The organism is Pseudomonas sp., assembly GCF_035554175.1.
Taxonomy (GTDB): domain Bacteria; phylum Pseudomonadota; class Gammaproteobacteria; order Pseudomonadales; family Pseudomonadaceae; genus Aquipseudomonas.
Genome location: NZ_DATMIV010000019.1, coordinates 268424 through 292248 on the forward strand (window position 1 = coordinate 268424; position 23825 = coordinate 292248).

20 protein-coding genes are annotated in these 23825 nt (G+C 60.4%); 10 read left to right on the forward strand and 10 right to left on the reverse strand.

Annotated features, from left to right (window positions below; all coding sequences use genetic code 11):
- Nucleotides 1–110: 110 nt before the first annotated feature.
- The 3 genes from VNV36_RS09490 to VNV36_RS09500 form a co-directional block, all read right to left on the reverse strand.
- Nucleotides 111–968, reverse strand: a complete 858-nt coding sequence (locus VNV36_RS09490; protein WP_325717537.1) for an ATPase — start codon at nucleotides 966–968, stop codon at nucleotides 111–113.
- 114 nt (nucleotides 969–1082) lie between these two features.
- A complete protein-coding gene (locus VNV36_RS09495) occupies nucleotides 1083–2075 on the reverse strand; it encodes an NAD-dependent epimerase/dehydratase family protein (RefSeq protein WP_325717538.1) in 993 nt (330 codons plus the stop codon).
- A 99-nt stretch (nucleotides 2076–2174) separates the two neighbouring features.
- Nucleotides 2175–3062 (reverse strand): LysR family transcriptional regulator ArgP, encoded by an 888-nt coding sequence (locus VNV36_RS09500; protein ID WP_325717539.1) that lies wholly within the window; start codon nucleotides 3060–3062, stop codon nucleotides 2175–2177.
- A gap of 96 nt (nucleotides 3063–3158) precedes the next feature.
- Here VNV36_RS09500 and VNV36_RS09505 point away from each other — a divergent pair, with 96 nt between their 5' ends.
- The 9 genes from VNV36_RS09505 (at nucleotide 3159) to VNV36_RS09545 (ending at nucleotide 16792) form a co-directional block, all read left to right on the forward strand.
- Entirely contained in the window at nucleotides 3159–3761 is a 603-nt protein-coding gene (locus VNV36_RS09505; protein ID WP_325717540.1) for a LysE/ArgO family amino acid transporter, read from the forward strand.
- A gap of 175 nt (nucleotides 3762–3936) precedes the next feature.
- The gene (locus tag VNV36_RS09510) at nucleotides 3937–4533 is read left to right on the forward strand and encodes a superoxide dismutase (protein ID WP_325717541.1); all 597 of its coding nucleotides are present in this window, start codon (nucleotides 3937–3939) and stop codon (nucleotides 4531–4533) included.
- A 329-nt stretch (nucleotides 4534–4862) separates the two neighbouring features.
- Nucleotides 4863–6914, forward strand: coding sequence for a putative bifunctional diguanylate cyclase/phosphodiesterase (locus VNV36_RS09515; RefSeq protein WP_325717542.1), 2052 nt, complete (start codon nucleotides 4863–4865; stop codon nucleotides 6912–6914).
- A gap of 246 nt (nucleotides 6915–7160) precedes the next feature.
- Nucleotides 7161–8513 (forward strand): imelysin family protein, encoded by a 1353-nt coding sequence (locus VNV36_RS09520; protein WP_325717543.1) that lies wholly within the window; start codon nucleotides 7161–7163, stop codon nucleotides 8511–8513.
- 275 nt (nucleotides 8514–8788) lie between these two features.
- Nucleotides 8789–10216, forward strand: coding sequence for a di-heme oxidoreductase family protein (locus VNV36_RS09525; protein WP_325717544.1), 1428 nt, complete (start codon nucleotides 8789–8791; stop codon nucleotides 10214–10216).
- Nucleotides 10217–10243: 27 nt separating this feature from the next.
- Nucleotides 10244–11308, forward strand: a complete 1065-nt coding sequence (locus tag VNV36_RS09530) for an imelysin family protein (RefSeq protein WP_325717545.1) — start codon at nucleotides 10244–10246, stop codon at nucleotides 11306–11308.
- Nucleotides 11309–11322: 14 nt separating this feature from the next.
- A complete protein-coding gene (locus tag VNV36_RS09535) occupies nucleotides 11323–12423 on the forward strand; it encodes a DUF1513 domain-containing protein (protein WP_325717546.1) in 1101 nt (366 codons plus the stop codon).
- A gap of 177 nt (nucleotides 12424–12600) precedes the next feature.
- Nucleotides 12601–13749 carry an efflux RND transporter periplasmic adaptor subunit gene (locus VNV36_RS09540; RefSeq protein WP_325717547.1) on the forward strand — a complete coding sequence of 383 codons (1149 nt, stop codon included), beginning with the start codon at nucleotides 12601–12603 and terminating at the stop codon, nucleotides 13747–13749.
- 13 nt (nucleotides 13750–13762) lie between these two features.
- Complete coding sequence (locus VNV36_RS09545; protein ID WP_325717548.1) at nucleotides 13763–16792, forward strand: multidrug efflux RND transporter permease subunit; 3030 nt, start codon at nucleotides 13763–13765, stop codon at nucleotides 16790–16792.
- Between the two features lie 169 nt (nucleotides 16793–16961).
- Here VNV36_RS09545 and VNV36_RS09550 read toward each other — a convergent pair whose 3' ends face one another.
- From VNV36_RS09550 to colR, 5 genes are all read right to left on the reverse strand, one after another.
- Nucleotides 16962–17189, reverse strand: coding sequence for a hypothetical protein (locus VNV36_RS09550; RefSeq protein WP_325717549.1), 228 nt, complete (start codon nucleotides 17187–17189; stop codon nucleotides 16962–16964).
- A gap of 2 nt (nucleotides 17190–17191) precedes the next feature.
- Nucleotides 17192–17908 carry a lipopolysaccharide kinase InaA family protein gene (locus VNV36_RS09555; protein WP_325717550.1) on the reverse strand — a complete coding sequence of 239 codons (717 nt, stop codon included), beginning with the start codon at nucleotides 17906–17908 and terminating at the stop codon, nucleotides 17192–17194.
- 3 nt (nucleotides 17909–17911) lie between these two features.
- Nucleotides 17912–18580 (reverse strand): class I SAM-dependent methyltransferase, encoded by a 669-nt coding sequence (locus tag VNV36_RS09560; RefSeq protein ID WP_325717551.1) that lies wholly within the window; start codon nucleotides 18578–18580, stop codon nucleotides 17912–17914.
- Between the two features lie 151 nt (nucleotides 18581–18731).
- The gene (locus tag VNV36_RS09565; protein ID WP_325717552.1) at nucleotides 18732–20015 is read right to left on the reverse strand and encodes a sensor histidine kinase; all 1284 of its coding nucleotides are present in this window, start codon (nucleotides 20013–20015) and stop codon (nucleotides 18732–18734) included.
- Entirely contained in the window at nucleotides 20005–20688 is a 684-nt protein-coding gene (gene colR / locus VNV36_RS09570) for a two-component system response regulator ColR (RefSeq protein ID WP_041479855.1), read from the reverse strand. Before colR ends, VNV36_RS09565 begins: the two co-directional genes overlap by 11 nt.
- Nucleotides 20689–20898: 210 nt before the next feature.
- Here colR and VNV36_RS09575 point away from each other — a divergent pair, with 210 nt between their 5' ends.
- Complete coding sequence (locus VNV36_RS09575; protein ID WP_325717553.1) at nucleotides 20899–21642, forward strand: phosphatase PAP2 family protein; 744 nt, start codon at nucleotides 20899–20901, stop codon at nucleotides 21640–21642.
- 186 nt (nucleotides 21643–21828) lie between these two features.
- On the opposite strand, the gene groL is transcribed toward VNV36_RS09575, so the two are convergent.
- Together groL and VNV36_RS09585 are read right to left on the reverse strand one after the other, a co-directional pair.
- Nucleotides 21829–23475, reverse strand: a complete 1647-nt coding sequence (gene groL / locus VNV36_RS09580) for a chaperonin GroEL (RefSeq protein WP_064365078.1) — start codon at nucleotides 23473–23475, stop codon at nucleotides 21829–21831.
- A 50-nt stretch (nucleotides 23476–23525) separates the two neighbouring features.
- Nucleotides 23526–23819 carry a co-chaperone GroES gene (locus tag VNV36_RS09585; protein WP_325717554.1) on the reverse strand — a complete coding sequence of 98 codons (294 nt, stop codon included), beginning with the start codon at nucleotides 23817–23819 and terminating at the stop codon, nucleotides 23526–23528.
- Between the last annotated feature and the right edge of the window lie 6 nt (nucleotides 23820–23825).

The window sequence follows — 23825 nt, forward strand, 5'->3', positions numbered from 1 at the left end:
CGTTCTTGTCGGTGTTTCAAGAGCGTAGACGGCTTGGGGTCATGTAGAGATATTCAGAGCGTTTCTGAACATTGCGCAGCTTTTGTGGCCAAGGAGCTTGCTCACTAACCCTAAGGGCGGGAATTGATCTGTTGCTGCAGGTTCTGGATCTGCGCCTGCAGGGTGTTGAGGTTGCGGGTCATCTGCGCGCGGAACGCATCGAACTCGGCGGTATTGCCGCCGCCCTGTGGCGCTGCCGGGCGGTTGTCCTGTTGGCTCTTCAGCACGACGATGTCCTGCTCCAGACGATCGATCGCCGCGCTCGGATTGCCCTGCTTCTTCAGTGCGGCAATATCGGCGCCCAGGCTTTTGAATTGGGCGTCAAAGGCTTTCAACTGCGCATCAACCTTGCTGGTATCGGCCGGAGTGCTTTTGATCGTCGCCAACTCAGCGCTCAGGGCTTTGACCTGTGCCTGCAACTGCGTATTGGCGTTCTGCTGTTCGGTGGTCTGCGCGGTCATCTGCGCCAGACGCTTGTCCAGCTCGCTGGCCTGCCCGGCCACGCCTTGCTGCTGCTTGCTCTGATCGAGCAGCTTGCCTTCGAGTTGTCTGATCTGCAGTTTCAACGCTTCGCTGTCGCTGCTGACATTGCTCTGGCTGGCGACCACCTTGCCGGAAATATCCTGCAGGCGCCCCGCCGCTTCTTCGCTGATCCGCGCGAAGCTTTCCTGGGTGGCGACCAGTTGCTGTTCCATCAGCGAAATCTGCTGAAAACTCCACCAGGCCAGGCCGATGAAGGCGAAAAACAACGCACCGACCAGCGCCCACAATGGCCCGGTGCTGGCGGCCTTGACCTTGACCACCGGCGCTGGGCGCGAATGCACGGCGGTGCGGGCGGAAGGCGGGATGCCATCGTCGTCGAACGGGTCGGCACGCAGACTTGGCACGTTATCGAAATCGTCGTCGTGGGCATCATTACGCATGGACATTGAGGCAACCTTTGTGGAGCGGTGATGGCTAAATGCTGCGAAGTATAACCGCCGCAGCCGCAGGCATTGACCCCCAACCCGCAAGGCGGTTCATTGCCGCCCGGCCGAATCGTTTCAACGAATGTCCTGCGCTTTCCACCAGGCGCAGAACTCATCGAGGGCCGCCCACAGGCTGACTTTCGGATCGTAATCGAGATAATGCCGGGCGCGGCTGATGTCGAGGGTGAAATTTTTATTCATGACTTGCATGCCCAGGCGCGACAGGGTCGGCTCGGGGCGTCCGGGCCAGAGCATGCAGGCGCCTTCGTTGAGCGCCGCGATGCTGTAGGCCAGACCGTAGGAGCGGTACTTGCGCACCTGCTCGACTTCCATCCGCCGCATCACATAGTTGACCACGTCCCACAATGGCACCGGCGAACCGTTGCTGATGTTGTAGGCCTTGCCCAACGCCGAACCCGCGGCCAACAGGCTGCTGAGCATGGCTTCATTGAGATTCTGCACGCTGGTGAAATCGACCTTGTTCAGGCCATTGCCGATAATTGCCAGACGGCCCTTGCGCTGCATCTTCAGCAGGCGCGGGAAGATGCTCATGTCGCCGGCTCCGGTCACAAAGCGCGGGCGCAGCGCGATGGTTTCCAGACCGAATTCCTGCGCACCGAAAACCTTCTGTTCGGCCAGATATTTGGTCGCCGCATACGGATGTCTGAAACGTTTCGGGACTTGCTCTTCGCTCAGGCCGAGATGGTCGCGACCATCGAAATAGATCGACGGCGACGACAGGTGGACCAGTCGCCGCACCCGCTGTTTCAGGCACGCCTCGACAACATTTTCGGTGACTTCGACGTTGCCCTGGTGAAAGTCCTGATAACGTCCCCACAAGCCGACAGCCCCGGCGCAGTGCACCACGGCTTCGACGTCGCGGCACAGCTCGCGCACCAGATCGGCGTCGGTCAGATCGCCTGGCACGAACTCGGCACCCCGGCGCACCAGATGCTCGACGCTCTCGGCCCGGCGACCGTTGACCCGCACCTCCAGGCCCTGCTCCAAGGCGAAACGCGCAAAGCGCCCGCCGATAAAGCCGCTGGCGCCGGTAACCAAAATCTTCATCTAAAACTCCAGGGAAGCAGCTGCAAGCTACGAGCTTTCAGCTGCAAGTTGAAACGGTGCTTGTTCTTGCCGCTTGCAGCTTGACGCTTGCCGCTGCTTTCAAGCCACTAGCCATTGCTTTGACGAGCGCAGCAGTTGTTCGGTCAGCAGATTGAGTAATTGGCCGCCATTGCGCCAATGATGCCAGTACAGCGGCACGTCGATCGGTTTATCTGGCAGCAACTCGCGCAGCAATCCGCGTTGCACTTGCTCGCGCACCTGCAGTTCCGGCACCAGCCCCCAGCCCAGTCCGGCCTCGGTCAGACGCAGGAAGCCTTCGGAGGATGGGCATAAATGATGTTCGAAAGCGCCGTCGACGCCCAACAGGGCGAGATAGCGATGCTGAAGGAAATCGTCGGGGCCGAACACCAGCGCCGGGGTGTGCGGTAACTGTTCGGCACGCACACCCTCAGGAAAATGGCGTTCGATGAACGCCGGGCTGGCCATTGCGCGATAACGCATGGCGCCGAGCAACACGCTGCGTGCGCCGGCCACCGGTCGCTCACTGGCACACAGGCAGGCGGCCACTTCACCGGCGCGCATGCGTTTGAGGCCGACGGTCTGGTCTTCGACGATCAGGTCGAGCAACAAATGCTGCTCGGCACAGAAATCGCCAACCGCCCCGGCCCACCATGTCGCGAGGCTGTCGGCGTTCAGCGCAATGCGCAGGCGCTCCGGCCCCCCCTCTTCATCCAATGCCGGGACCAGGGTTTGCAAGTCACGTTCAAGCAAACGCACCTGTTGCACGTGGTTGAGCAAGCGTCGGCCGATTTGCGTGGGTGCCGGTGGCGTCCCGCGCACCAGTACCGGTTGGCCGACCCGCGCCTCGAGCAGTTTGATGCGCTGGGAAATGGCCGATTGCGACAGGCCCAGAACCTGCGCGGCACGGTCGAAGCCGGCCTGCTCGACCACGGCGGCCAGAGCGGAGAGCAACTTGTAGTCGAACATCAGTTTTCCTAATGGGCGATCAGCACTATTGGTTTTTCTTATACAGCGGCGCACCGGAGAATAGCCAGCAAGCACTCTTTTTCAAGGAAATCCCCCATGTGGCAAAGCTATGTAAACGGTCTATTGGTGGCGCTCGGCCTGATCATGGCGATCGGCACGCAGAACGCTTTCGTCCTGGCGCAAAGTCTGCGCCGTGAGCATCACCTGCCAGTGGCGGCATTGTGCGTGGTGTGTGACGCAATTCTGGTGGCGGCCGGAGTGTTCGGCCTGGCGACGATTCTGGCGCAGAACCCGACCCTGCTGGCGATTGCCCGTTGGGGCGGCGCGACGTTTCTGATCTGGTACGGCAGCCAGGCGCTGCGCCGGGCCTGCTCGAAACAGAGCCTTGAGCAAGGCGAGAACCAGACCGTGCGCTCGCTGCGCGCGGTGATGCTCAGCGCGTTGGCGGTGACATTGCTCAACCCCCACGTTTATCTGGATACGGTATTGCTGATCGGCTCGCTGGGCGCGCAGCAATCGGTGCCCGGCGCCTATGTGGTCGGTGCCGCGAGCGCATCGCTGCTGTGGTTTTTCACCCTGGCCCTTGGCGCGGCGTGGCTGGCGCCATGGCTGGCCCGCCCGAGCACGTGGCGCATTCTCGATCTGCTCGTCGCGTTGATGATGTTCGCCGTCGCCGGGCAACTGATCATCGCTGGATAATTAATCCAGAGGGCTCTGGAACCTCTATCCCACACAGTTGTTGCGTGGTTAAGGCGCGACCCCGGTGCTATGATCCGAACCCTGCGCCGCAAAGAGTAAAAACTCGCCGGTGCATTTCCGGCCGCCCGTGATCGGCCTTGCGCTCACCGCAACAGACCTGATTAGGAGAATCATCATGGCTTTCGAATTGCCGCCGCTGCCTTATCCACACGATGCCCTGCAGCCGCACATCTCCAAGGAAACCCTGGAGTTCCACCACGACAAGCACCACAACACCTACGTCGTGAACCTGAACAACCTGGTGCCAGGCACCGAGTTCGAAGGCAAGACCCTGGAAGAAATCGTCAAGACTTCTTCGGGCGGCATCTTCAACAACGCCGCTCAGGTCTGGAACCACACCTTTTACTGGAACTGCCTGGCGCCAAACGCCGGCGGTCAACCAACCGGCGCGCTGGCTGAAGCGATCAACGCAGCGTTCGGTTCGTTCGACAAGTTCAAGGAAGAATTCAGCAAAACCTCGATCGGCACCTTCGGTTCCGGCTGGGGCTGGCTGGTGAAAAAGGCTGACGGTTCCCTGGCTCTGGCCAGCACCATCGGCGCCGGCAACCCGCTGACCAGCGGCGACACCCCGCTGCTGACCTGCGACGTCTGGGAACACGCTTACTACATCGACTACCGCAACCTGCGTCCGAAGTACGTTGAAGCGTTCTGGAACCTGGTCAACTGGAAGTTCGTGGCCGAGCAGTTCGAAGGCAAAACCTTCACTGCTTAAGCTGCGCGCCAGACAAGAAACCCGGCTTTGGCCGGGTTTTTTTATGCCCGGCGAATGGCGTTTCTCGCACGGCAAATACAGCCTCGCACCGTTTGCTGGCAACCCATGGCCGACTACCATCAGAGACAGGAAAAAATCTTTAGCCAAGTGCTCAAGTTGAAGGCAATTCCAACCGACACAGGTAATTCAGAGCTATTACTCAAATGACGACATTGCGGCCAGGATACCGGCAAATCTTCCCGTGCCCGATTGTCCCTTTGACTGCCAACCCGGGATTGCCAATACTCATGGCAACTTGACGCTACCCGCACGGAACAAGGAATAACCCTTTGAAGCTGGAACTCAAGAACAGCTTGTCGGTGAAGTTGCTCCGGGTCGTGCTCCTGTCGGCATTGATCGTTGGCGTTGTCTTGAGCTGCGCGCAGATTGTCTTCGATGCCTACAAGACCCGTCAGGCGGTGGCTGGCGACGCCGAACGGATCCTCGACATGTTCCGCGATCCTTCGACCCAGGCCGTTTACAGCCTCGATCGGGAAATGGGCATGCAGGTGATCGAAGGCCTGTTCCAGGACGACGCGGTGCGCCAGGCCTCCATCGGCCACCCCAACGAAGCCATGCTCGCGCAGAAATCCCGCGAGTTGCAGCATTCGAACAGCCGCTGGCTGACCGACCTGATTCTCGGTCAGGAACGCACCTTCACCACTCAACTGGTCGGTCGGGGTCCCTACAGCGAATATTATGGCGACCTGAGCATCACCCTCGACACAGCGACCTACGGCGAAGGTTTCATCATCAGCTCGGTGATCATTTTCATTTCCGGCGTGCTGCGCGCACTGGCGTTGGGGCTGGTGTTGTATCTGGTCTATCACTGGCTGCTGACCAAACCGCTGTCGCGGATCATCGAGCACCTCACCGAGATCAACCCCGATCGTCCCAGCGAGCACAAGATTCCGCAGCTCAAGGGCCACGAAAAAAACGAGCTGGGCCTGTGGATCAACACGGCCAACGAGTTGCTTGAGTCCATCGAACGCAACACCCATCTGCGCCACGAAGCCGAAAACAGCCTGTTACGCATGGCTCAGTACGACTTTCTCACCGGCCTGCCGAACCGCCAGCAACTGCAGCAACAACTGGACAAGATCCTGATCGATGCCGGCAAACTGCAGCGCCGCGTTGCTGTGTTGTGCGTCGGGCTGGATGACTTCAAAGGCATCAATGAGCAATTCAGCTACCAGACCGGCGACCAATTGCTGCTGGCCCTGGCCGATCGCTTGCGCGCGCACAGCGGCCGTCTTGGCGCCCTCGCTCGCTTGGGCGGCGACCAGTTTGCGCTGGTGCAGGCCGATATCGAACAACCTTACGAAGCGGCGGAACTGGCGCAGAGCATTCTCGATGACCTGGAGGCACCCTTCGCTCTCGGCGATCAGGAAATCCGCCTGCGCGCGACCATCGGCATTACCCTGTTCCCCGAGGACGGCGACAGCACCGAAAAACTGTTGCAGAAAGCCGAGCAGACCATGACCCTGGCCAAGACCCGCTCGCGCAACCGCTATCAGTTCTACATCGCCAGCGTCGACAGCGAGATGCGCCGCCGTCGCGAGCTGGAAAAAGACCTGCGTGATGCACTGATTCGCGACCAGTTCTATCTCGTCTATCAGCCGCAGATCAGCTATCGCGATCACCGCGTGGTCGGCGTCGAAGCGTTGATTCGCTGGCAACATCCAGAGCACGGGCTGGTGCCGCCGGACCTGTTCATTCCGCTGGCCGAACAGAACGGCACGATCATCGCCATTGGCGAATGGGTGCTCGATCAGGCCTGCAAGCAACTGCGCGAGTGGCACGATCAGGGTTTCGTCGATCTGCGCATGGCCGTCAACCTGTCCACTGTGCAACTGCACCACGCCGAGCTGCCCCGGGTGGTCAACAACCTGCTGCAGATCTACCGCCTGCCGCCGCGCAGCCTGGAGCTGGAAGTCACCGAAACCGGCCTGATGGAAGACATCACCACCGCCGCCCAGCACTTGCTCAGCCTGCGTCGCTCCGGCGCGCTGATTGCAATTGACGACTTCGGCACCGGCTACTCATCTCTCAGTTATCTCAAGAGCCTGCCGCTGGACAAGATCAAGATCGACAAGAGTTTCGTGCAGGATCTGCTCGATGACGACGATGACGCGACCATCGTTCGCGCGATCATCCAACTGGGCAAGAGCTTGGGCATGCAAGTGATTGCCGAGGGCGTGGAAACCGCCGAGCAGGAGACATACATCATTTCCGAGGGCTGTCACGAAGGTCAGGGCTACCACTACAGCAAACCGCTGCCGGCGCGGGAGCTGGGCATTTACCTCAAGCAGGCGCAACGCAGTAACGCGGCGATTCTTTAAAGATCAGAAGATCGCAGCCGTTTTGTAACAGCAAAGATCGCAGCCTTCGGCAGCTCCTGCATTTGAAATGCGTTCCCCCCGTAGGAGCCGACGAGTGCAACGAGGCTGCGATCTTTTGATCCTGACGCGCAAATAAGAAATATTTCCACCCACGCCTTTACACATAATGCGAAAGATTTGCATTATGTCGCAGTTTTGCGCGCCGCCGGCGCCAGTCCAATCAACTACCGAAGCAGGATGTTCGCCATGATTCGTATGCCTCTGGCTACCGCCAGTCTGTTGGCCATCGCTATTTCCCTCGCCGGTTGCGGCGAAGGCAAGGACAAAGAAAAAGCCTCCGAAATGACGCCGGCTTCCAGCAGCGCTGCTCCAGCCCCGGCCGCTGCGCCTGCCCCTGCTGCCGGTAAAGTTGACGATGCCGCCGCCAAGGCTGTAGTTGCGCATTACGCCGATATGGTCTTCGCCGTTTACAGCGATGCCGAATCCACCGCGAAAACCCTGCAGAGCGCCGTCGACGCGTTCCTCGCCAAGCCGAACGCCGACACCCTCAAAGCCGCCAAGGCTGCCTGGGTCGCCGCGCGCGTGCCGTACCTGCAGAGCGAAGTGTTCCGCTTCGGCAACACCATCATTGACGATTGGGAAGGTCAGGTTAACGCCTGGCCGCTGGACGAAGGCCTGATCGACTACGTCGACAAATCCTACGAGCACGCGCTGGGTAACCCGGGCGCCACTGCCAACATCATCGCCAACACCGAAGTGCAGGTCGGCGAAGACAAGGTCGACGTCAAGGACATCACCCCGGAAAAACTCGCCAGCCTCAACGAGCTGGGCGGTTCCGAAGCCAACGTCGCCACCGGCTACCACGCGATCGAATTCCTGCTGTGGGGCCAGGACCTCAACGGCACCGGCCCTGGCGCTGGCAACCGTCCGGCCTCGGACTACCTGGAAGGCGCTGGCGCCACTGGCGGTCACAACGAGCGTCGTCGTGCCTACCTCAAAGCCGTGACCCAACTGCTGGTCAGCGATCTGGAAGAAATGGTCGGCAACTGGAAGCCGAACGTGGCCGACAACTACCGCGCCACCCTGGAAGCCGAGCCAGGCGAAAGCGGCCTGCGCAAAATGCTCTTCGGCATGGGCAGCCTGTCGCTGGGCGAACTGGCAGGCGAGCGCATGAAGGTCTCGCTGGAAGCCAACTCCCCTGAAGACGAGCAGGATTGCTTCAGCGACAACACGCACTATTCGCATTTCTACGATGCCAAAGGCGTGCGTAATGTTTATCTGGGCGAGTACACCCGCGTTGACGGCACCAAGCTGACCGGCGCCAGCCTGTCGTCGCTGGTGGCCAAGGTTGATCCGGCCGCCGACACCGCGCTGAAAGCCGATCTGGCCGCGACCGAAGCGAAGATCCAGGTCATGGTCGACCACGCCAGCAAGGGTGAGCACTACGACCAGTTGATCGCTGCCGGCAACACTGCGGGCAACCAGATCGTTCGCGACGCCATCGCCGCGCTGGTCAAGCAGACCGGCTCGATCGAAGCCGCTGCCGGCAAACTGGGCATCAGCGACCTGAACCCGGACAATGCTGATCACGAGTTCTGATCACCGCGTACGAGACAAAAAGAGGCGACCTTCGGGTCGCCTTTTTCATACCTCATGTTCACAGTCCCTTGTAGGAGCTGCCGAAGGCTGCGATCTGTTGATTTTGATCTTCAAAAATCAAGATCAACAGATCGCAGCCTTCGGCAGCTCCTACAGGGGTTTCGCATTGGTCTGCAGATTTGCGCGATAGTAAGCAAACGATAATTCCTCTTATTCAAAGCCCCCCGCCCTGTTAGACTTTGCGCCTTTGTTTTCGCCCGTTTGCAGGATGTCTGATGCCGTCGTTGCCGCTTCGCTTGTCCGCACTGTTGCTGGCCCTGGGCCTGAGTGCCTGCGATGACGCCCCGCGTTTTACCGAGGCCGAGCCCGGCGAGGCGCGTTCGGGCGGTGCAGCGACTGTGCGCAAGAGCGATCAGAATGCTTTCTCTCTGCCATCGGCCAACCTGCCGCCATCGCGACGGGTGGATTTCAGTGTCGGCAACAGTTTTTTTCGCAGCCCTTGGGTGATCGCGCCGTCGACCACCACCGCACGCGACGGCCTCGGGCCACTGTTCAACACCAATGCCTGCCAGAACTGCCACATCAAGGACGGTCGCGGTCATCCGCCCGCAGCCGACGCGGCCAATGCGGTGTCGATGCTGGTGCGCCTGTCGATCCCCGACGCGCCGCCCTACGCCAGAGTCATCGAGCAGCTTGGCGTAGTGCCCGAGCCGGTCTATGGCGCGCAATTCCAGGACATGGCCGTGCCCGGCGTCGCCCCGGAGGGCAAGGTGCGCGTCGACTACACGCCGGTGCCGGTACGCTTCAAGGACGGCACCGAAGTCGAGCTGCGCAAACCGACGCTGCAGATCACTCAACTCGGTTACGGCCCGATGCACCCGGACACACGTTTCTCCGCACGGGTGGCGCCGCCGATGATCGGTCTGGGCCTGCTCGAAGCCATCCCGGAAGAAGCGATCCTCGCCAACGCCGCCGCTCAGGCCAAAGACAAAAGCGGCGTCAACGGCCGGCCCAACCGGGTCTGGGATGATCAACTGCAAAAAACCGTCATCGGCCGATTTGGCTGGAAGGCCGGGCAACCGAATCTCAATCAACAGAATGTGCACGCGTTTTCCGGTGACATGGGCCTGACCACCAGCCTGCGGCCGTTCGACGACTGCACCGAGGCGCAAACCGCCTGCAAACAGGCGCCGAACGGCAATGGCCCGGATGGCGAACCGGAAGTCAGCGATAACATTCTGCGGCTGGTACTTTTCTACAGCCGCAATCTGGCAGTTCCGGCGCGTCGTGGCGTCAACGACCCGCAGGTGCTGGCCGGCAAGAATCTGTTTTTCCAGGCTGGTTGCCAGTCGTGCCACACGCCGAAATACACCACCGCCGCCAATGCCGCCGAAGCGGAACTGGCCAATCAGGTGATCCGCCCCTACAGCGATTTGCTGCTGCACGACATGGGCGACGGTCTGGCGGACAACCGCACTGAATTCCTGGCATCCGGCCGCGACTGGCGCACGCCGCCGTTGTGGGGTATCGGCCTGACGCAAGCGGTCAGCGGTCACACGCAGTTTCTGCATGACGGCCGCGCCCGCAATCTGCTCGAAGCGGTGCTGTGGCATGGCGGCGAAGCGACGGCGGCACAGCAACAGGTTTTGTCTTTCAATGCCGAGCAGCGCGCTGCGTTGCTGGCATTTCTGAACTCACTTTAAATACTGAAAAAGCATCGGGAGCCCGACATGTTCCGTCCCAAGTTGTTGTTCACCAGCCTTGCCGCGCTCGCCCTCGGCGCCTGCTCGCCGCAGGATCCGCAAGCGGTCACCTCGGCGGCCATCGCCAAATCGGTGATCCTGCCGACCTACACCCGCTGGGTCGAAGCCGACAGGCAACTGGCAGTCAGCGCTCTCGCCTACTGCCAGGGCAAGGAAAGCCTGGAAACCGCCCGCGCCGATTTCCTCCACGCGCAGAAAGCCTGGGCCGAGTTGCAGCCGCTGCTGATCGGCCCGCTGGCCGAGGGCAACCGTGCATGGCAAGTGCAGTTCTGGCCGGACAAGAAAAACCTCGTAGGCCGTCAGGTCGAGCAACTGGTCGTCGCCCAGCCGCAGATCGATGCCGCCGCGCTGGCCAAATCCAGCGTCGTGGTGCAGGGTCTGTCGGCCTACGAATACATCCTCTTCGACGCCAGGCCGGACGTCGCCAACGATGCGCAGAAAGCCAGATACTGTCCGCTGCTGATCGCCATCGGCGAACGCCAGAAGCAACTGGCCGAAGAAATTCTGCAGGGCTGGAACAACACCGACGGCATGCTTGCGCAGATGAGCAAATTCCCCAACCAGCGCTACGCCGACTCCCACGAAGCGATCGCCGACCTGCTGCGCGTACAAGTGACTGCACTGGATACTCTGAAGAAAAAACTCGGCACGCCGATGGGCCGTCAGAGCAAAGGCGTGCCGCAGCCGTTCCAGGCTGATGCGTGGCGCAGCCAGTCGTCGCTGACGGCGCTGGAAGCCAGCCTTGCCGCGGCCAAAACCGTCTGGGAAGGCGTCGACAACAAAGGCCTGCGCGGTCTGCTGCCGGCCGAGCAGAAACCGTTGGCGGACAAGATCGACGCTGCTTACGCCGCTTCGCTCAAGCTGTTCGACAGCACCCAGCGCTCGCTCGGCGAAATGCTCGAGGACGACGCCGGTCGCCAGCAACTCAACGATATCTACGACAGCCTCAACGTCGTCCATCGCCTGCACGAAGGCGAACTGGCCAAGGCGCTGGGCATCCAACTGGGCTTCAATGCCAACGACGGTGACTGATGAGGGCGAGTGCCATGCTGCGACGTCAGGTACTGACTTTAGGTAGTGCACTGCTGGGAGCAGTGACGCTGGGCGGCTGGACGCTGTTCAAACGCAAGGATCAGAGCCCGCTGTTGCTGTCGGCGCGCGATGACAGCGACGGCAAGCATTACGCCGTCGGTTATCGGCTCGACGGCACGCGGGTGTTCGCCACCCACGTCGGCCAGCGTTGCCACGACATCATCAATCATCCGACGCAGCCGCTGGCGCTGTTCGTTGCGCGGCGTCCGGGCACCGAGAGTTACCTGATCGACCTGCGTGACGGCACGTTGCTGCAGACGGTGACCTCGCAGCCGAACCGGCACTTCTACGGCCACGCCGTGGTGCACAAGGACGGCCAATACCTGTACGCCACCGAGAACGACACCACCGATCCCGGGCGTGGCCTGCTCGGCGTGTACAAGTTCGAGGGCGAGCGGCTGGTGCACAGCGGCGAGATCTCGACTCACGGTCTCGGCCCGCATCAGGTGTCGTGGATGCCCGACGGTGAAACGCTGGTGGTGGCCAACGGCGGGATTCGCACCGAAGCGGAAAGCCGCGTCGACATGAACCTCAATGCCATGGAACCGAGCCTGGTGCTGATGCAGCGCGACGGCACGCTGTTGAGCAAGGAAACCCTCGCCCAACAGATGAACAGCGTGCGCCACCTGGGCATCGCCAGCGACGGCACCATCGTTGCCGGCCAGCAATTCATGGGGCCATCGCACGAACGCTCGGAGCTGCTGGCGATCAAGCGGCCGGGACAACCGTTCGTTGCGTTCCCGGTGGCGGAGCAGCAGTTGCAAGCGATGGGGCACTACACCGCCAGCGTCGCGGTGCACAGCGATCTGCGTCTGGTCGCGTTGACGGCGCCGCGTGGCAACCGCTTCTTTATCTGGGATCTGGACAGCGGCGAACTGCGCCTCGATGCGCCTTTGCCTGATTGCGCTGGCGTTGGAGCGGTGAAGGACGGGTTTGTCGTGACCTCGGGTCAGGGCCGTTGCCGCTACTACGATTGCCGTCAGGAACAGCTGCTGGCCAAGCCGCTGGAATTGCCGGCGGGGCTCTGGGACAACCATCTTCACTTGATGGCGTAGACCGTTAAAAAAGATCGCAGCCTTCGGCAGCTCCTACCCTTGGAACGCGTTCCTCTGTAGGAGCTGCCGAAGGCTGCGATCTTTTGCTTCACCCTGTAATAACTGCCAGTTGGAATCCCCCCTGTACTCGGAGTAATGTGCCCGCCTGTCTCATGATTTATCCAAGGAACTGGACATATGCTGCGTCGCCGCATGCTGATCATGTTGGGTGTTGTTTTGCTGATCGTCCTGGTGCTGGGCGGTTACAAAGCCTTTTCGATCTACACAATGATCCAGGGCTTTTCCAAGCCCAAGCCACCGATCAGCGTCGCCGTGGCCACTGCCAGTGTACAGCCGTGGCAGATGCGCCTGCCGACCGTCGGCACGCTCAAGGCATTGCAAGGTGTCGACCTGAGCCTGGAGGTCGCCGGCACCGTTACCGAACTCAAGTTCGAATCCGGACAGAAAGTCAAAGCCGGGCAACCGTTGTTGCAACTCGACAGCGCCGTGGAAACCGCCCTGCTGGAAACCGCCAAAGCTGACCTCGGTCTGGCGCAACTGGACTTTGGCCGAGGCAGCCAACTGGTCGACAGCCGCGCGATCTCCAAAGGCGAATACGACCGCCTCTCCGCCGTACTGCAAAAGAACAAGGCCACGGTCAATCAGCTCAATGCCTCGCTGGCAAAAAAACGCATCCTCGCGCCGTTCAGCGGCACCATCGGCATCCGTCAGGTCGACGTCGGTGATTATCTCGCCAGCGGCACAAAAATCGCCACGCTGCAGGATTTGAGCAGCCTCTACGCCGACTTCTACGTGCCCGAACAGTCGGTGCCGAAACTCGCCGTCGGTCAGCCCGTACAGTTCACCGTCGCCGCGTATCCCGGGCAAAATTTCGTCGGCAAGATCAGTGCGATCAACCCGATCGTCGAAAGCACCACGCGCAACATTCTGGTTCGCGCCACCCTGGCCAACCCCGATGGCAAACTGCTGCCGGGCATGTTCGCCAGCCTTGAGGTGCTGCTGCCCGATCCGCGCAAACACATCGTGGTGCCAGAGAGCGCGATTACCTACACCCTGTATGGCAACTCGGTTTACGTGGTCGGGCAGAAGAAAGCCGAGGACGGCAGCGTCGAAAAAGACGACAAGGGTCAACCGGTGTTGATCGCCGAACGGCGCTTCATCGAAACCGGTGACCGCCGCGACGGCCTGGTAATGATCAACAAGGGCGTGCAGAGCGGCGAACAAGTGGTGACGGCTGGCCAGATCAAACTGGACAACGGCGCCCACATCGCCATCAGCGACGACAAGACCCTCGGCGAGCAGAACGGTCCGCCCCGCGCCGACTGATCAAGGAATCCCCATGGCTTTTACCGATCCGTTCATCCGCCGCCCGGTGCTCGCCACCGTGGTCAGCCTGCTGATTGTGCTGCTGGGCTTCCAGGCCTGGAGCAAGCTGCCGCTGCGTCAGTACCCGCAAATGGAAAACGCCCTGATCACCGTGACCACGGCGTATCCCGGTGCCAACGCCGAAACCATTCAGGGTTACATCACCCAGCCCATGCAACAGAGCCTGGCCAGCGCCGAAGGCATCGACTACATGACCTCGGTCAGCCGGCAGAATTTCTCGGTGATTTCGATTTACGCGCGCATCGGCGCCAACACCGACCGGTTGTTCACCGAACTGCTGGCCAAGGCCAACGAGGTGAAGAACAAGCTGCCGCAGGACGCCGAGGACCCGGTACTGAGCAAGGAATCCGCCGACGCCTCGGCGCTGATGTACATCAGTTTCTTCAGCAAGGATTTGAGCAACCCGCAGATCACCGACTACCTGTCGCGGGTGATCCAGCCGAAACTGGCGACACTGCCGGGCATGGCTGAAGCCGAGATTCTCGGCAATCAGGTGTTCGCCATGCGGCTGTGGCTCGACCCGGTGAAACTCGCCGGATTCGGCCTCAGCGCCGCCGACGTGACCGCTGCGGTGCGCCAGTACAACTTCCTCTCCGCCGCCGGCGAAGTGAAAGGCGAGTACGTGGTCACCAGCATCAACGCCAACACCGAACTGAAATCCGCCGAAGCCTTCGCGGCGATACCGCTCAAGGTCGACGGCGACAGCCGCGTACTGCTGCGCGATGTCGCACGGGTGGAAATGGGTGCGGAAAACTACGACTCGATCAGCTCGTTCGGCGGCACGCCGTCGGTGTACATCGGCATCAAGGCGACGCCGGGCGCCAACCCGCTGGATGTAATCAAGGAAGTACGCAAGCTGATGCCCGAGCTGGAAGCACAGCTGCCGCCGAACCTGAAAAGCGAAATCGCCTACGACGCCACGCTGTTCATTCAGGCCTCGATCGACGAGGTGGTGAAAACCCTGTTCGAAGCGGTGCTGATCGTCATCGTCGTGGTGTTCCTGTTCCTCGGTGCGTTGCGCTCGGTGGTGATCCCGGTGGTGACCATTCCGTTGTCGATGATTGGCGTAATGTTCTTCATGCAGATGATGGGTTACTCGATGAACCTGCTGACGCTGCTGGCGATGGTACTGGCCATCGGTCTGGTGGTGGACGATGCGATCGTCGTGGTGGAAAACATTCACCGGCACATCGAAGAAGGCAAGACGCCGTTCGATGCAGCGCTGGAAGGCGCCCGGGAAATCGCCATGCCGGTAGTCTCGATGACTATCACGCTGGCGGCGGTGTATGCGCCGATCGGCTTCCTCACCGGGCTGACCGGGGCTTTGTTCAAGGAGTTCGCCTTGACCCTGGCCGGTGCGGTGGTCATCTCGGGCGTCGTTGCGCTGACTCTATCGCCGATGATGTGCGCATTTCTGCTGCGCCACGAAGAAAATCCCAGCGGGCTGGCCCATCGTCTCGACCGGATTTTCGAAGGTCTCAAGCGCCGCTATCAAAGCATGTTGCACGGTACGCTCAACACCCGCCCGGTGGTGCTGGTGTTCGCGGTCATCGTGCTGTGCCTGATTCCGGTGTTTCTCAAGTTCAGCAAATCGGAACTGGCTCCTGACGAGGACCAGGGCATCATTTTCATGATGGCCAGCGCGCCGCAGCCGACCAACCTGGATTATCTGAGCACCTACACCGACCAGTTCATCACCATCTTCAAGGAGTTTCCCGAGTATTACTCATCGTTCCAGATCAACGGCTACAACGGCGTGCAGGCCGGTATCGGCGGTTTCCTGCTCAAGCCGTGGAATGAGCGCAGCCGCACGCAGATGCAGATCCTCCCCGAGGTGCAGAGCAAACTGGAGAGCATTCCCGGCCTGCAGATCTTCGGTTTCAACCTGCCCTCCCTGCCCGGCACCGGTGAAGGCTTGCCCTTCGAATTTGTGGTCAACAGCGCCAATGACTACGAGCTGCTGCTGCAAGTCGCCGACCGGATCAAGAAACGCGCCATGGACTCGGGCAAGTTCGCCTTCGTCGACCTCGATCTGGCCTTCGACAAGCCGGAAGTGGTGGTCGATATCGACCGCGACAAGGCCGCGCAGATGGGAGTGTCGATGCTCGACCTCGGCGGCACGCTGGCGACGCTGCTCGGCGAGGCCGAGATCAACCGCTTCACCATCGACGGGCGCAGCTACAAGGTGATCGCGCAGGTCGAACGCGCCTATCGCGACAACCCGGACTGGCTGAACAACTACTACGTGAAAAACACCCAGGGTGAATTGCTGCCGCTGTCGACCCTGATCAAGGTCAGCGACCGTGCGCGGCCCCGCCAGCTGAATCAGTTCCAGCAGCTCAATGCGGCAAAGATTTCCGGCTTCCCGCTGGTGAGCATGGGCGAAGCGATCGATACCGTGCTGCAGATTGCCCGTGAAGAAGCTCCCGCCGGGTTTGCCTTCGACTACGGCGGCGCCTCGCGGCAGTACGTGCAGGAAGGCAGTGCGTTGTGGGTAACCTTTGCGCTGGCGCTGGCGATCATTTTTCTGGTGCTGGCGGCGCAGTTTGAAAGCTTCCGCGATCCGCTGGTGATTCTGGTGACCGTGCCGCTGTCGATCTGCGGCGCGCTGATTCCGCTGTTCCTGGGCTGGTCGAGCATGAACATCTACACCCAGGTCGGGCTGGTGACGTTGATCGGCCTGATCAGCAAGCATGGGATCCTGATCGTCGAGTTCGCCAACCAGTTGCGCAAGGACAAGGGCCTGAGCGCCCGTGAAGCGGTGGAAGAAGCGGCGGCGATTCGCTTGCGGCCGGTGCTGATGACCACCGCAGCGATGGTGTTTGGCATGGTGCCGTTGATTCTGGCGACCGGTGCGGGAGCGGTCAGCCGCTTTGATATCGGCCTGGTGATTGCCACGGGGATGTCGATCGGCACGCTGTTTACGCTGTTCGTCCTGCCGTGCGTTTATACCTTTCTGGCGAAACCGGATGCCAAGTCGTGACCCTGTAGGAGCTGCCGCAGGCTGCGATCTTTTGATCTTGATTCTGGGTTTCAGAGACAACAGCAAAAACAAGATCAAAAGATCGCAGCCTTCGGCAGCTCCTACATGATCCGTATTCCAAAAAAAAGGCCTCGCGTTTGCGAGGCCTTTCATGTGGGCTTCAATCGTTTCAACTGGCAGGCCTCATCCCTTGGGACAGTCCAAACATGAACAGCAATAAATCATGATCGGGCTGAGTCGCCACGGAGGTTTTGGCCACCCGTGGGATCGTGCAGTGAGCGTCCGTTTCGCACGCCCCTATGACCTGCATGCGCGGCTGCTCCCAGGCAGCCACCGCCAGTGACGCAACTGCCAAGGCTCCGACCAGGAACAAACCTCGTGCAATTTCGAGTTTCATCGCTATAAACCTTTGATAGCGCTGCCAAACGCCGTCTCATAAAAGTAGACGAGTTTTTTCCAGTCGGCATCGCGGAACGACGAATGGCGTCGCAACTGCTTCATGTCATGCTGTGCTGCGCGGTAGGCGGTCAGGCGCTGGCGGCATTTCTCCAGATCGATCAGCGCCACTTCAACCTGCGCCGCTTCGCCTTCACCGGTTACCCGCACGAAAACATGCTTGATGTAGATGCAGCTGTGCTGCCAGCGGCCCTTGTGCATGCGTGCCAGGTTCTCGGCCAGATCCTTGAGGACGCGCTCGTAAACCACGTCACCGCATTGATCGCGACCACCGGCAGCGGCGAGCCAGTGTTCCAGCTCCTGGAAGCCGTCGAGCGATTTGGTTACCAACAGAGCGCGCCATTTGTGCTGTGGATCAGGCTGAGCGCCGCAAAAGACGATTTGCGGCACGCGCACGCCGAGTTTGCTCACGCCGGTCAGCGCATCGAGTTCGCGCAATACGGTCGGGCGACCGAACGGGTGCAACCAGCTGCGATAGATGTGTCCGGTCTGACGCTTGGCGTACAGCAACTGGCCGTCACGGCCGACGATGCGCTGTACACCACTTTCGCCACCGCGGCGCACATTGGGTTCTTCAACCCACTCGCCGCGCTGGGCCCAGTAATAATCGAAACGATCCTGTGGAGCGACATCCGCTTCAACCGCTGCTTGCACTGCCATCCTCTACCTCTTGCGTAATACGTAAACCCGCCACATCGCATAGAGCGGTATAAAGTCCAGTTGTTCCTGAATGCGGAAACCCGCCTGTTCAAATTCTTTTTCGATCGTCGCTGCCGGAATCAGAAAGCGATTCTGGTAATCACGATCGGGCCGGTCCAGTTCGGCGCGCTTGCGCTTCCAGGCCTTGAAATTGCCGTCGACCCATAATGAAACGATCACACTGTCGCGGGTCACCCGCTCAAACTCACGCAAGATCACCCGACGGTGTTCGGCTTCACCGATGTGATGCAGCAGGCGCATGCAAAAAATGCTGTCGACCGCGTTGTCCGGCAGAGCGATATCGAATGCCGAGGTGTGCAACGGTTGTACACGCTTTACTACATCGGCCGGTTGCCCCTGCAGCGCGGTGTTGATCATCGACTCGGAATTGTCCGCGCCGATGATTACCCGGTTGGGCTTTTGCGCGAGCATCGGCCAGAAGCGTCCGGCGCCGCAGGGCAGATCCAGCACCAGACCGGGATCGCCCGCCAGCGCCAGGGCCTTGCGTGCCAATTGCTCATCGCGCCAATGCGACAAGCGACGGCCTACGCTTTCCTTGTGCTTGCGCAGGTATCGCTGTGCGTGTTGTTCGTCGTACTTTTCGGAAAAATCGAGCTTGATCGGGTCGGCCATCATCTGGACTCCTGCGTTCTGATAACGCCACCTTAAGCAGCGGCGTGTCAGCGTCAGGTCATCCAGTTGTGAAAATTCTGTCAGGTAAATCTGTAAAGTATTACAACGTTATACAGGATTTAGACAGGTAGGCGGGAGTAGCCTCGAGCCACTATTTGCGTCCATTAACGCCAAGATCTACCTCGAATCGGCAGCCATTGGGGTTCATCGTGCTCAGGCTGACTGTCCAGCCCTGGTTTTCACAGATGCGTTGTACCAGTGACAAGCCGAGGCCAAGACCCTCCCCGCGTTTCTCGCTGCCGCGCACAAACGGCTCGAACATCGCTTCACGCTTTTCCTCGGGAATGCCCACCCCCGAATCCTCGACAACAAAACCGTTGGCGGTAAGCGTCAGGCGAATGAAACCTTGCTCGGTGTAATGCAGCGCGTTGCGCAGCAAGTTGCCCATCACTGCATTCAGCAAGGTCGCGTTGTAGCGGGTATCCGCCGGGTTGCCCGGCTCGAACATCAGCGCCAGCCCCTTGCGCTCGATTGGCTCGCGCCACAGACACAACAGGCTTTGCGCCACTTGCGTAAGATCCTGCTGAGGCGCCGCCCCGGCCTCTTCGTTTTGTGCGCGCGCCAGCATCAGGAAGGTCTGTACCAGCTCGCGCATCTCCTCGCTGGCGCGGGCAATGCGCTCGACCTGGGCGCGCCCGCGCTGGTCGATTCCGGGGTTTTCCAGCAGCAGTTCGCAGGAACTGGCCAGAACCATCAGCGGCGTGCGCAACTCGTGGCTGACGTCGCTGGTAAAAAGGCGCTCGCGGGTCAGTGCCTGGCGCAAGCGGCCCAGCGTGGCATCGAATGCCACCGCCAGTTCACCGACTTCATCCGCCGCATAATCCGGTGCCAGCGGCGGCGCCAGCCCGAGCAACTGGTCGCGATGACGGACCTGGCGCGCCAGACGCACCACCGGCGCCATCACCTTGCGTGCCAGTACCCAGCCGAGAAAAACCGCCAGCGCCAGACTGAGCACGAAGCCCACCAGCACCACGGCAAACAGCACGCGCTCACGTTCTTCGAAATCGCTTTGATCCTGCAGCAGCACATAGCGCCGACCATCCACCACTTCAACCATGGCGTGATAGGACAGCTGTTCGCGAAACACCTCATGAAAACCTGCATCGAGGTGACGCAAATCCTTGGGCAGTTCGAAGTCGCCCGGCCCGCCACTGAAATAGAACAGCTGATCCGGTTCGGGACGGTGGCTCCAGTCCGAAACGTTGTCCATCAACAGCAAGCGCTGCAGATCGCCGCCCAACCCCGCCGAAATCAGTTTCTCTTCCACCAGGTGCACTGTCGCGACGATGCCCATGGCGAAGGCGCCGGCCACCAGCGCACTCATCAGCGCAAAGGCGATGATGATCCGCTGGGAAAGACTCTGCTTAAACTCCATCACGCCCCTCGGCCAAGCGATAACCGACACCGTGCACGGTGTGCAGCAGTGGCTTGGCGAACGGTTTGTCGATCACTTGACGCAACTGGTGGACATGGCTGCGCAGGCTGTCGCTGTCCGGGCAGTCGTCGCCCCACAGCGCCTCTTCGAGAATTTCCCGACGCAGAACGTGCGGGCTCTTCTGCATCAATACGGCGAGCAGCTTGAGGCCGACCGGGTTGAGCTTGAGCAGTTTGCCTTCGCGGGTCACTTCCAGCGTGTCGAGGTCGTAGCTCAGGTCACCCACCTGCAATGCCCGGCGGCCACCGCCCTGAGCACGGCGCATGACCGCTTCGACACGGGCCGCCAGTTCGGACAGGGCGAACGGCTTGATCAGGTAATCGTCGGCGCCGGACTTGAAACCCTGCAGACGATCATCCAGTTGATCGCGCGCCGTGAGCATGATCACCGGCGTGTCGCGCCGGGCATCTTCGCGCAGGCGTTTGCACAAGGTGTAGCCGTCAATCCCGGGCAGCATGATGTCGAGCACGATCAAGTCGTAATGCTCGGTAGCCGCCAGATGCAGACCCGACAGACCATCCTGGGCGCAATCGACGGTGTAGCCTTTGAGGCCCAGGTAATCGGCCAGATTGGCCAGGATGTCGCGGTTGTCTTCGACCAGCAGAATTCGCATGGGCACCTCCTCCGAACGGGGTAACGGCCGTCTTGGCCCGCGCAGCTTACGGCCAAGTGTGGCTCAGGGCTAGGGGCGTTTTCGCTAAACCTGCGCGGTGCGCTGCGCGACGTTTTTTTCACTTTCGGTTAACAAATCGCCGACGCCCGCGCGCGCAGACTCCCCGCCGTTGCGCTCTCCCTCTTTCTTTATCGACCAAGGAATCTGCCCATGGTGTCGACCTCTGCCCTTCCCGCTTCGAGACCGCTGAACTGGTGGTTGTGTCTGGGCATTCCCGCAGCGGCGGCGATCATTCTTTTGCTGCTGGAACTGACCGATCTGGACATGGATCTGGCGCGTAGGTTCTATGACCCGGTCGCGGGTGATTTCATCGGGCGGCACAGCTACTTTCTTGAAGACATCCTGCACGACCGGGCGAAACAGGTGGTGATCGCCTTCTCGGTGTTTGCCATTCTGGGTTTTATCGGCGCGTTTTTGCTCGAACGGCTGAAGCCATTCAAGCGCGAACTGGGTTGTCTGGTACTGTCGCTGGGCCTGGCCACTTCGTTTGTTACCCCGGTCAAAGCCGTCACCGCCGTGCAGTGCCCATGGAGCCTGGAGCAATTCGGTGGCCACGAAACCTACAGCAAACTGATGGAGCATCGCCCCGCCACTGACAAGCCGGGACGTTGCTGGCCAGGCGGCCACGCGGCGACGGGATTTACCTTGTTTGCGCTGTTCTTCGTGCTGCGCGACCGCCGGCCGCGCCTGGCGCGACAGGCGTTCGTCTTTGCCTTCGCGCTGGGCTCGGTGTTCTCCATCAGCCGCATGATGCAGGGCGCGCACTTCTTTTCGCACAACGTGTGGACGGCGATTTTCTGCTGGCTGATTTGCCTGGGGGCTTATTACTGGGTGTTGTATCGCCCGGCAGGCAAGATTTTGACGGCTGTGAATCCACAGCCAATCAACGCTTGAAATAAACAACCTGTGGGAGCGAGCCTGCTCGCGAATTGCCGGGTCAACTGACTTATATGTCGGATGAAAACCGCTATCGCGAGCAGGCTCACTCCTACAGGGGATCGGCGTAATCATGAAATCCAGTCAATAAAAAACCCCGCCTGCTCGCGCAGGCGGGGTTTTGCGTTACAGGGTAAGGCTGGCTTACATCATGCCGCCCATGCCACCCATGCCGCCCATGTCTGGCATACCGCCGCCAGCTGCACCTTCTTTCTTCGGTGCGTCGGCAACAGCTGCTTCGGTGGTCAGGATCAGACCGCCGATGGACGCTGCAGCCTGCAGAGCCGAACGGGTTACCTTGGTTGGGTCCAGGATGCCCATTTCGATCATGTCGCCGTATTCGCCGGAAGCAGCGTTGTAACCGAAGTTACCTTTGCCGTTTTTCACTTCGTTGACGACTACGCTTGGCTCGTCACCGGAGTTGGCAGCGATCTGACGCAGCGGCGCTTCAACAGCGCGACGCAGCACAGCGATACCAACGTTCTGGTCAGCGTTGTCGCCGGTCAGCTCGGTCAGTGCTTCCAGAGCACGGATCAGTGCCACGCCACCGCCAGGTACCACGCCTTCTTCAACGGCTGCGCGGGTTGCGTGCAGGGCGTCTTCAACGCGGGCTTTCTTCTCTTTCATTTCAACTTCGGAACCAGCGCCAACCTTGATCACTGCAACGCCGCCGGACAGCTTGGCCAGACGCTCTTGCAGTTTTTCACGGTCGTAGTCCGAGGAAGTTTCGGCAACCTGGGCGCGGATCTGAGCGATACGGCCTTCGATGTCTGCCTGCACGCCAGCACCGTCAACGATGATGGTGTTCTCCTTGGACAGGGTCACGCGCTTGGCGTTACCCAGGTGCTCCAGGGTGGTGCTTTCCAGGCTCAGACCGATCTCTTCGGAGATCACGGTACCACCGGTCAGAACAGCGATGTCCTGCAGCATGGCCTTGCGACGGTCGCCGAAGCCCGGTGCCTTGACGGCAGCGACTTTGACGATGCCACGCATGTTGTTCACAACCAGAGTCGCCAGGGCTTCGCCTTCAACGTCTTCGGCCACGATCAGCAGTGGACGGCCGGCTTTGGCAACGGCTTCCAGCACTGGCAGCATTTCGCGGATGTTCGAGATTTTCTTGTCGACCAGCAGGATCAGCGGGCCGTCGAGCTCGGCCACCATGGTGTCCGGCTTGTTGACGAAGTACGGCGACAGGTAGCCACGGTCGAACTGCATGCCTTCTACAACCGACAGTTCGTTTTCCAGGCCCGAGCCTTCTTCAACAGTGATCACGCCTTCTTTACCGACTTTTTCCATGGCTTCGGCAATGATGTCGCCGATGGAGTTGTCGGAGTTGGCCGAGATAGTGCCGACCTGAGCGATGGCCTTGAAGTCAGCGCATGGCTTGGACAGGGCTTTGAGTTCTTTGACAATGGCGATGGTCGCCTTGTCGATGCCGCGCTTGAGGTCCATCGGGTTCATGCCGGCAGCGACGGCTTTCAGGCCTTCGTTGACGATCGACTGAGCCAGAACGGTAGCGGTGGTAGTACCGTCACCGGCGTCATCGTTGGCACGGGAGGCAACGTCTTTGACCAGCTGCGCGCCCATGTTTTCGAAGCGATCTTCGAGTTCGATCTCTTTGGCGACGGAAACGCCGTCCTTGGTGATGGTCGGAGCGCCGAAGCTCTTCTCGAGGATCACGTTACGGCCTTTCGGGCCCAGGGTCGCTTTTACCGCGTCAGCCAGAACGTTGACGCCTTTGAGCATCTTGGAGCGGGCGGCATCGCCGAACTTAACTTCTTTAGCAGCCATGATCGATATTCCTTAAATACTTTGTAGTAACGGGAAAATGAACGGGAGTATCAGCCTTCGATAACCGCGAGAATTTCGTTCTCGTTCATTACCAGCAGGTCTTCGCCATCGACTTTCACAGTGTTGCTGCCGGAGTAAGGACCGAACACAACCTTGTCGCCCACTTTCACGGACAGTGCACGCACTTCACCGCTTTCCAGTGCTTTGCCCGGGCCTACAGCGAGAACTTCACCGTGGTTGGCTTTTTCAGCAGCCGAACCTGGCAGGACGATACCGCCAGCGGTTTTCTTTTCTTCTTCGCTGCGACGGATGACGACGCGGTCATGCAGAGGACGAAGCTTCATTGTCGA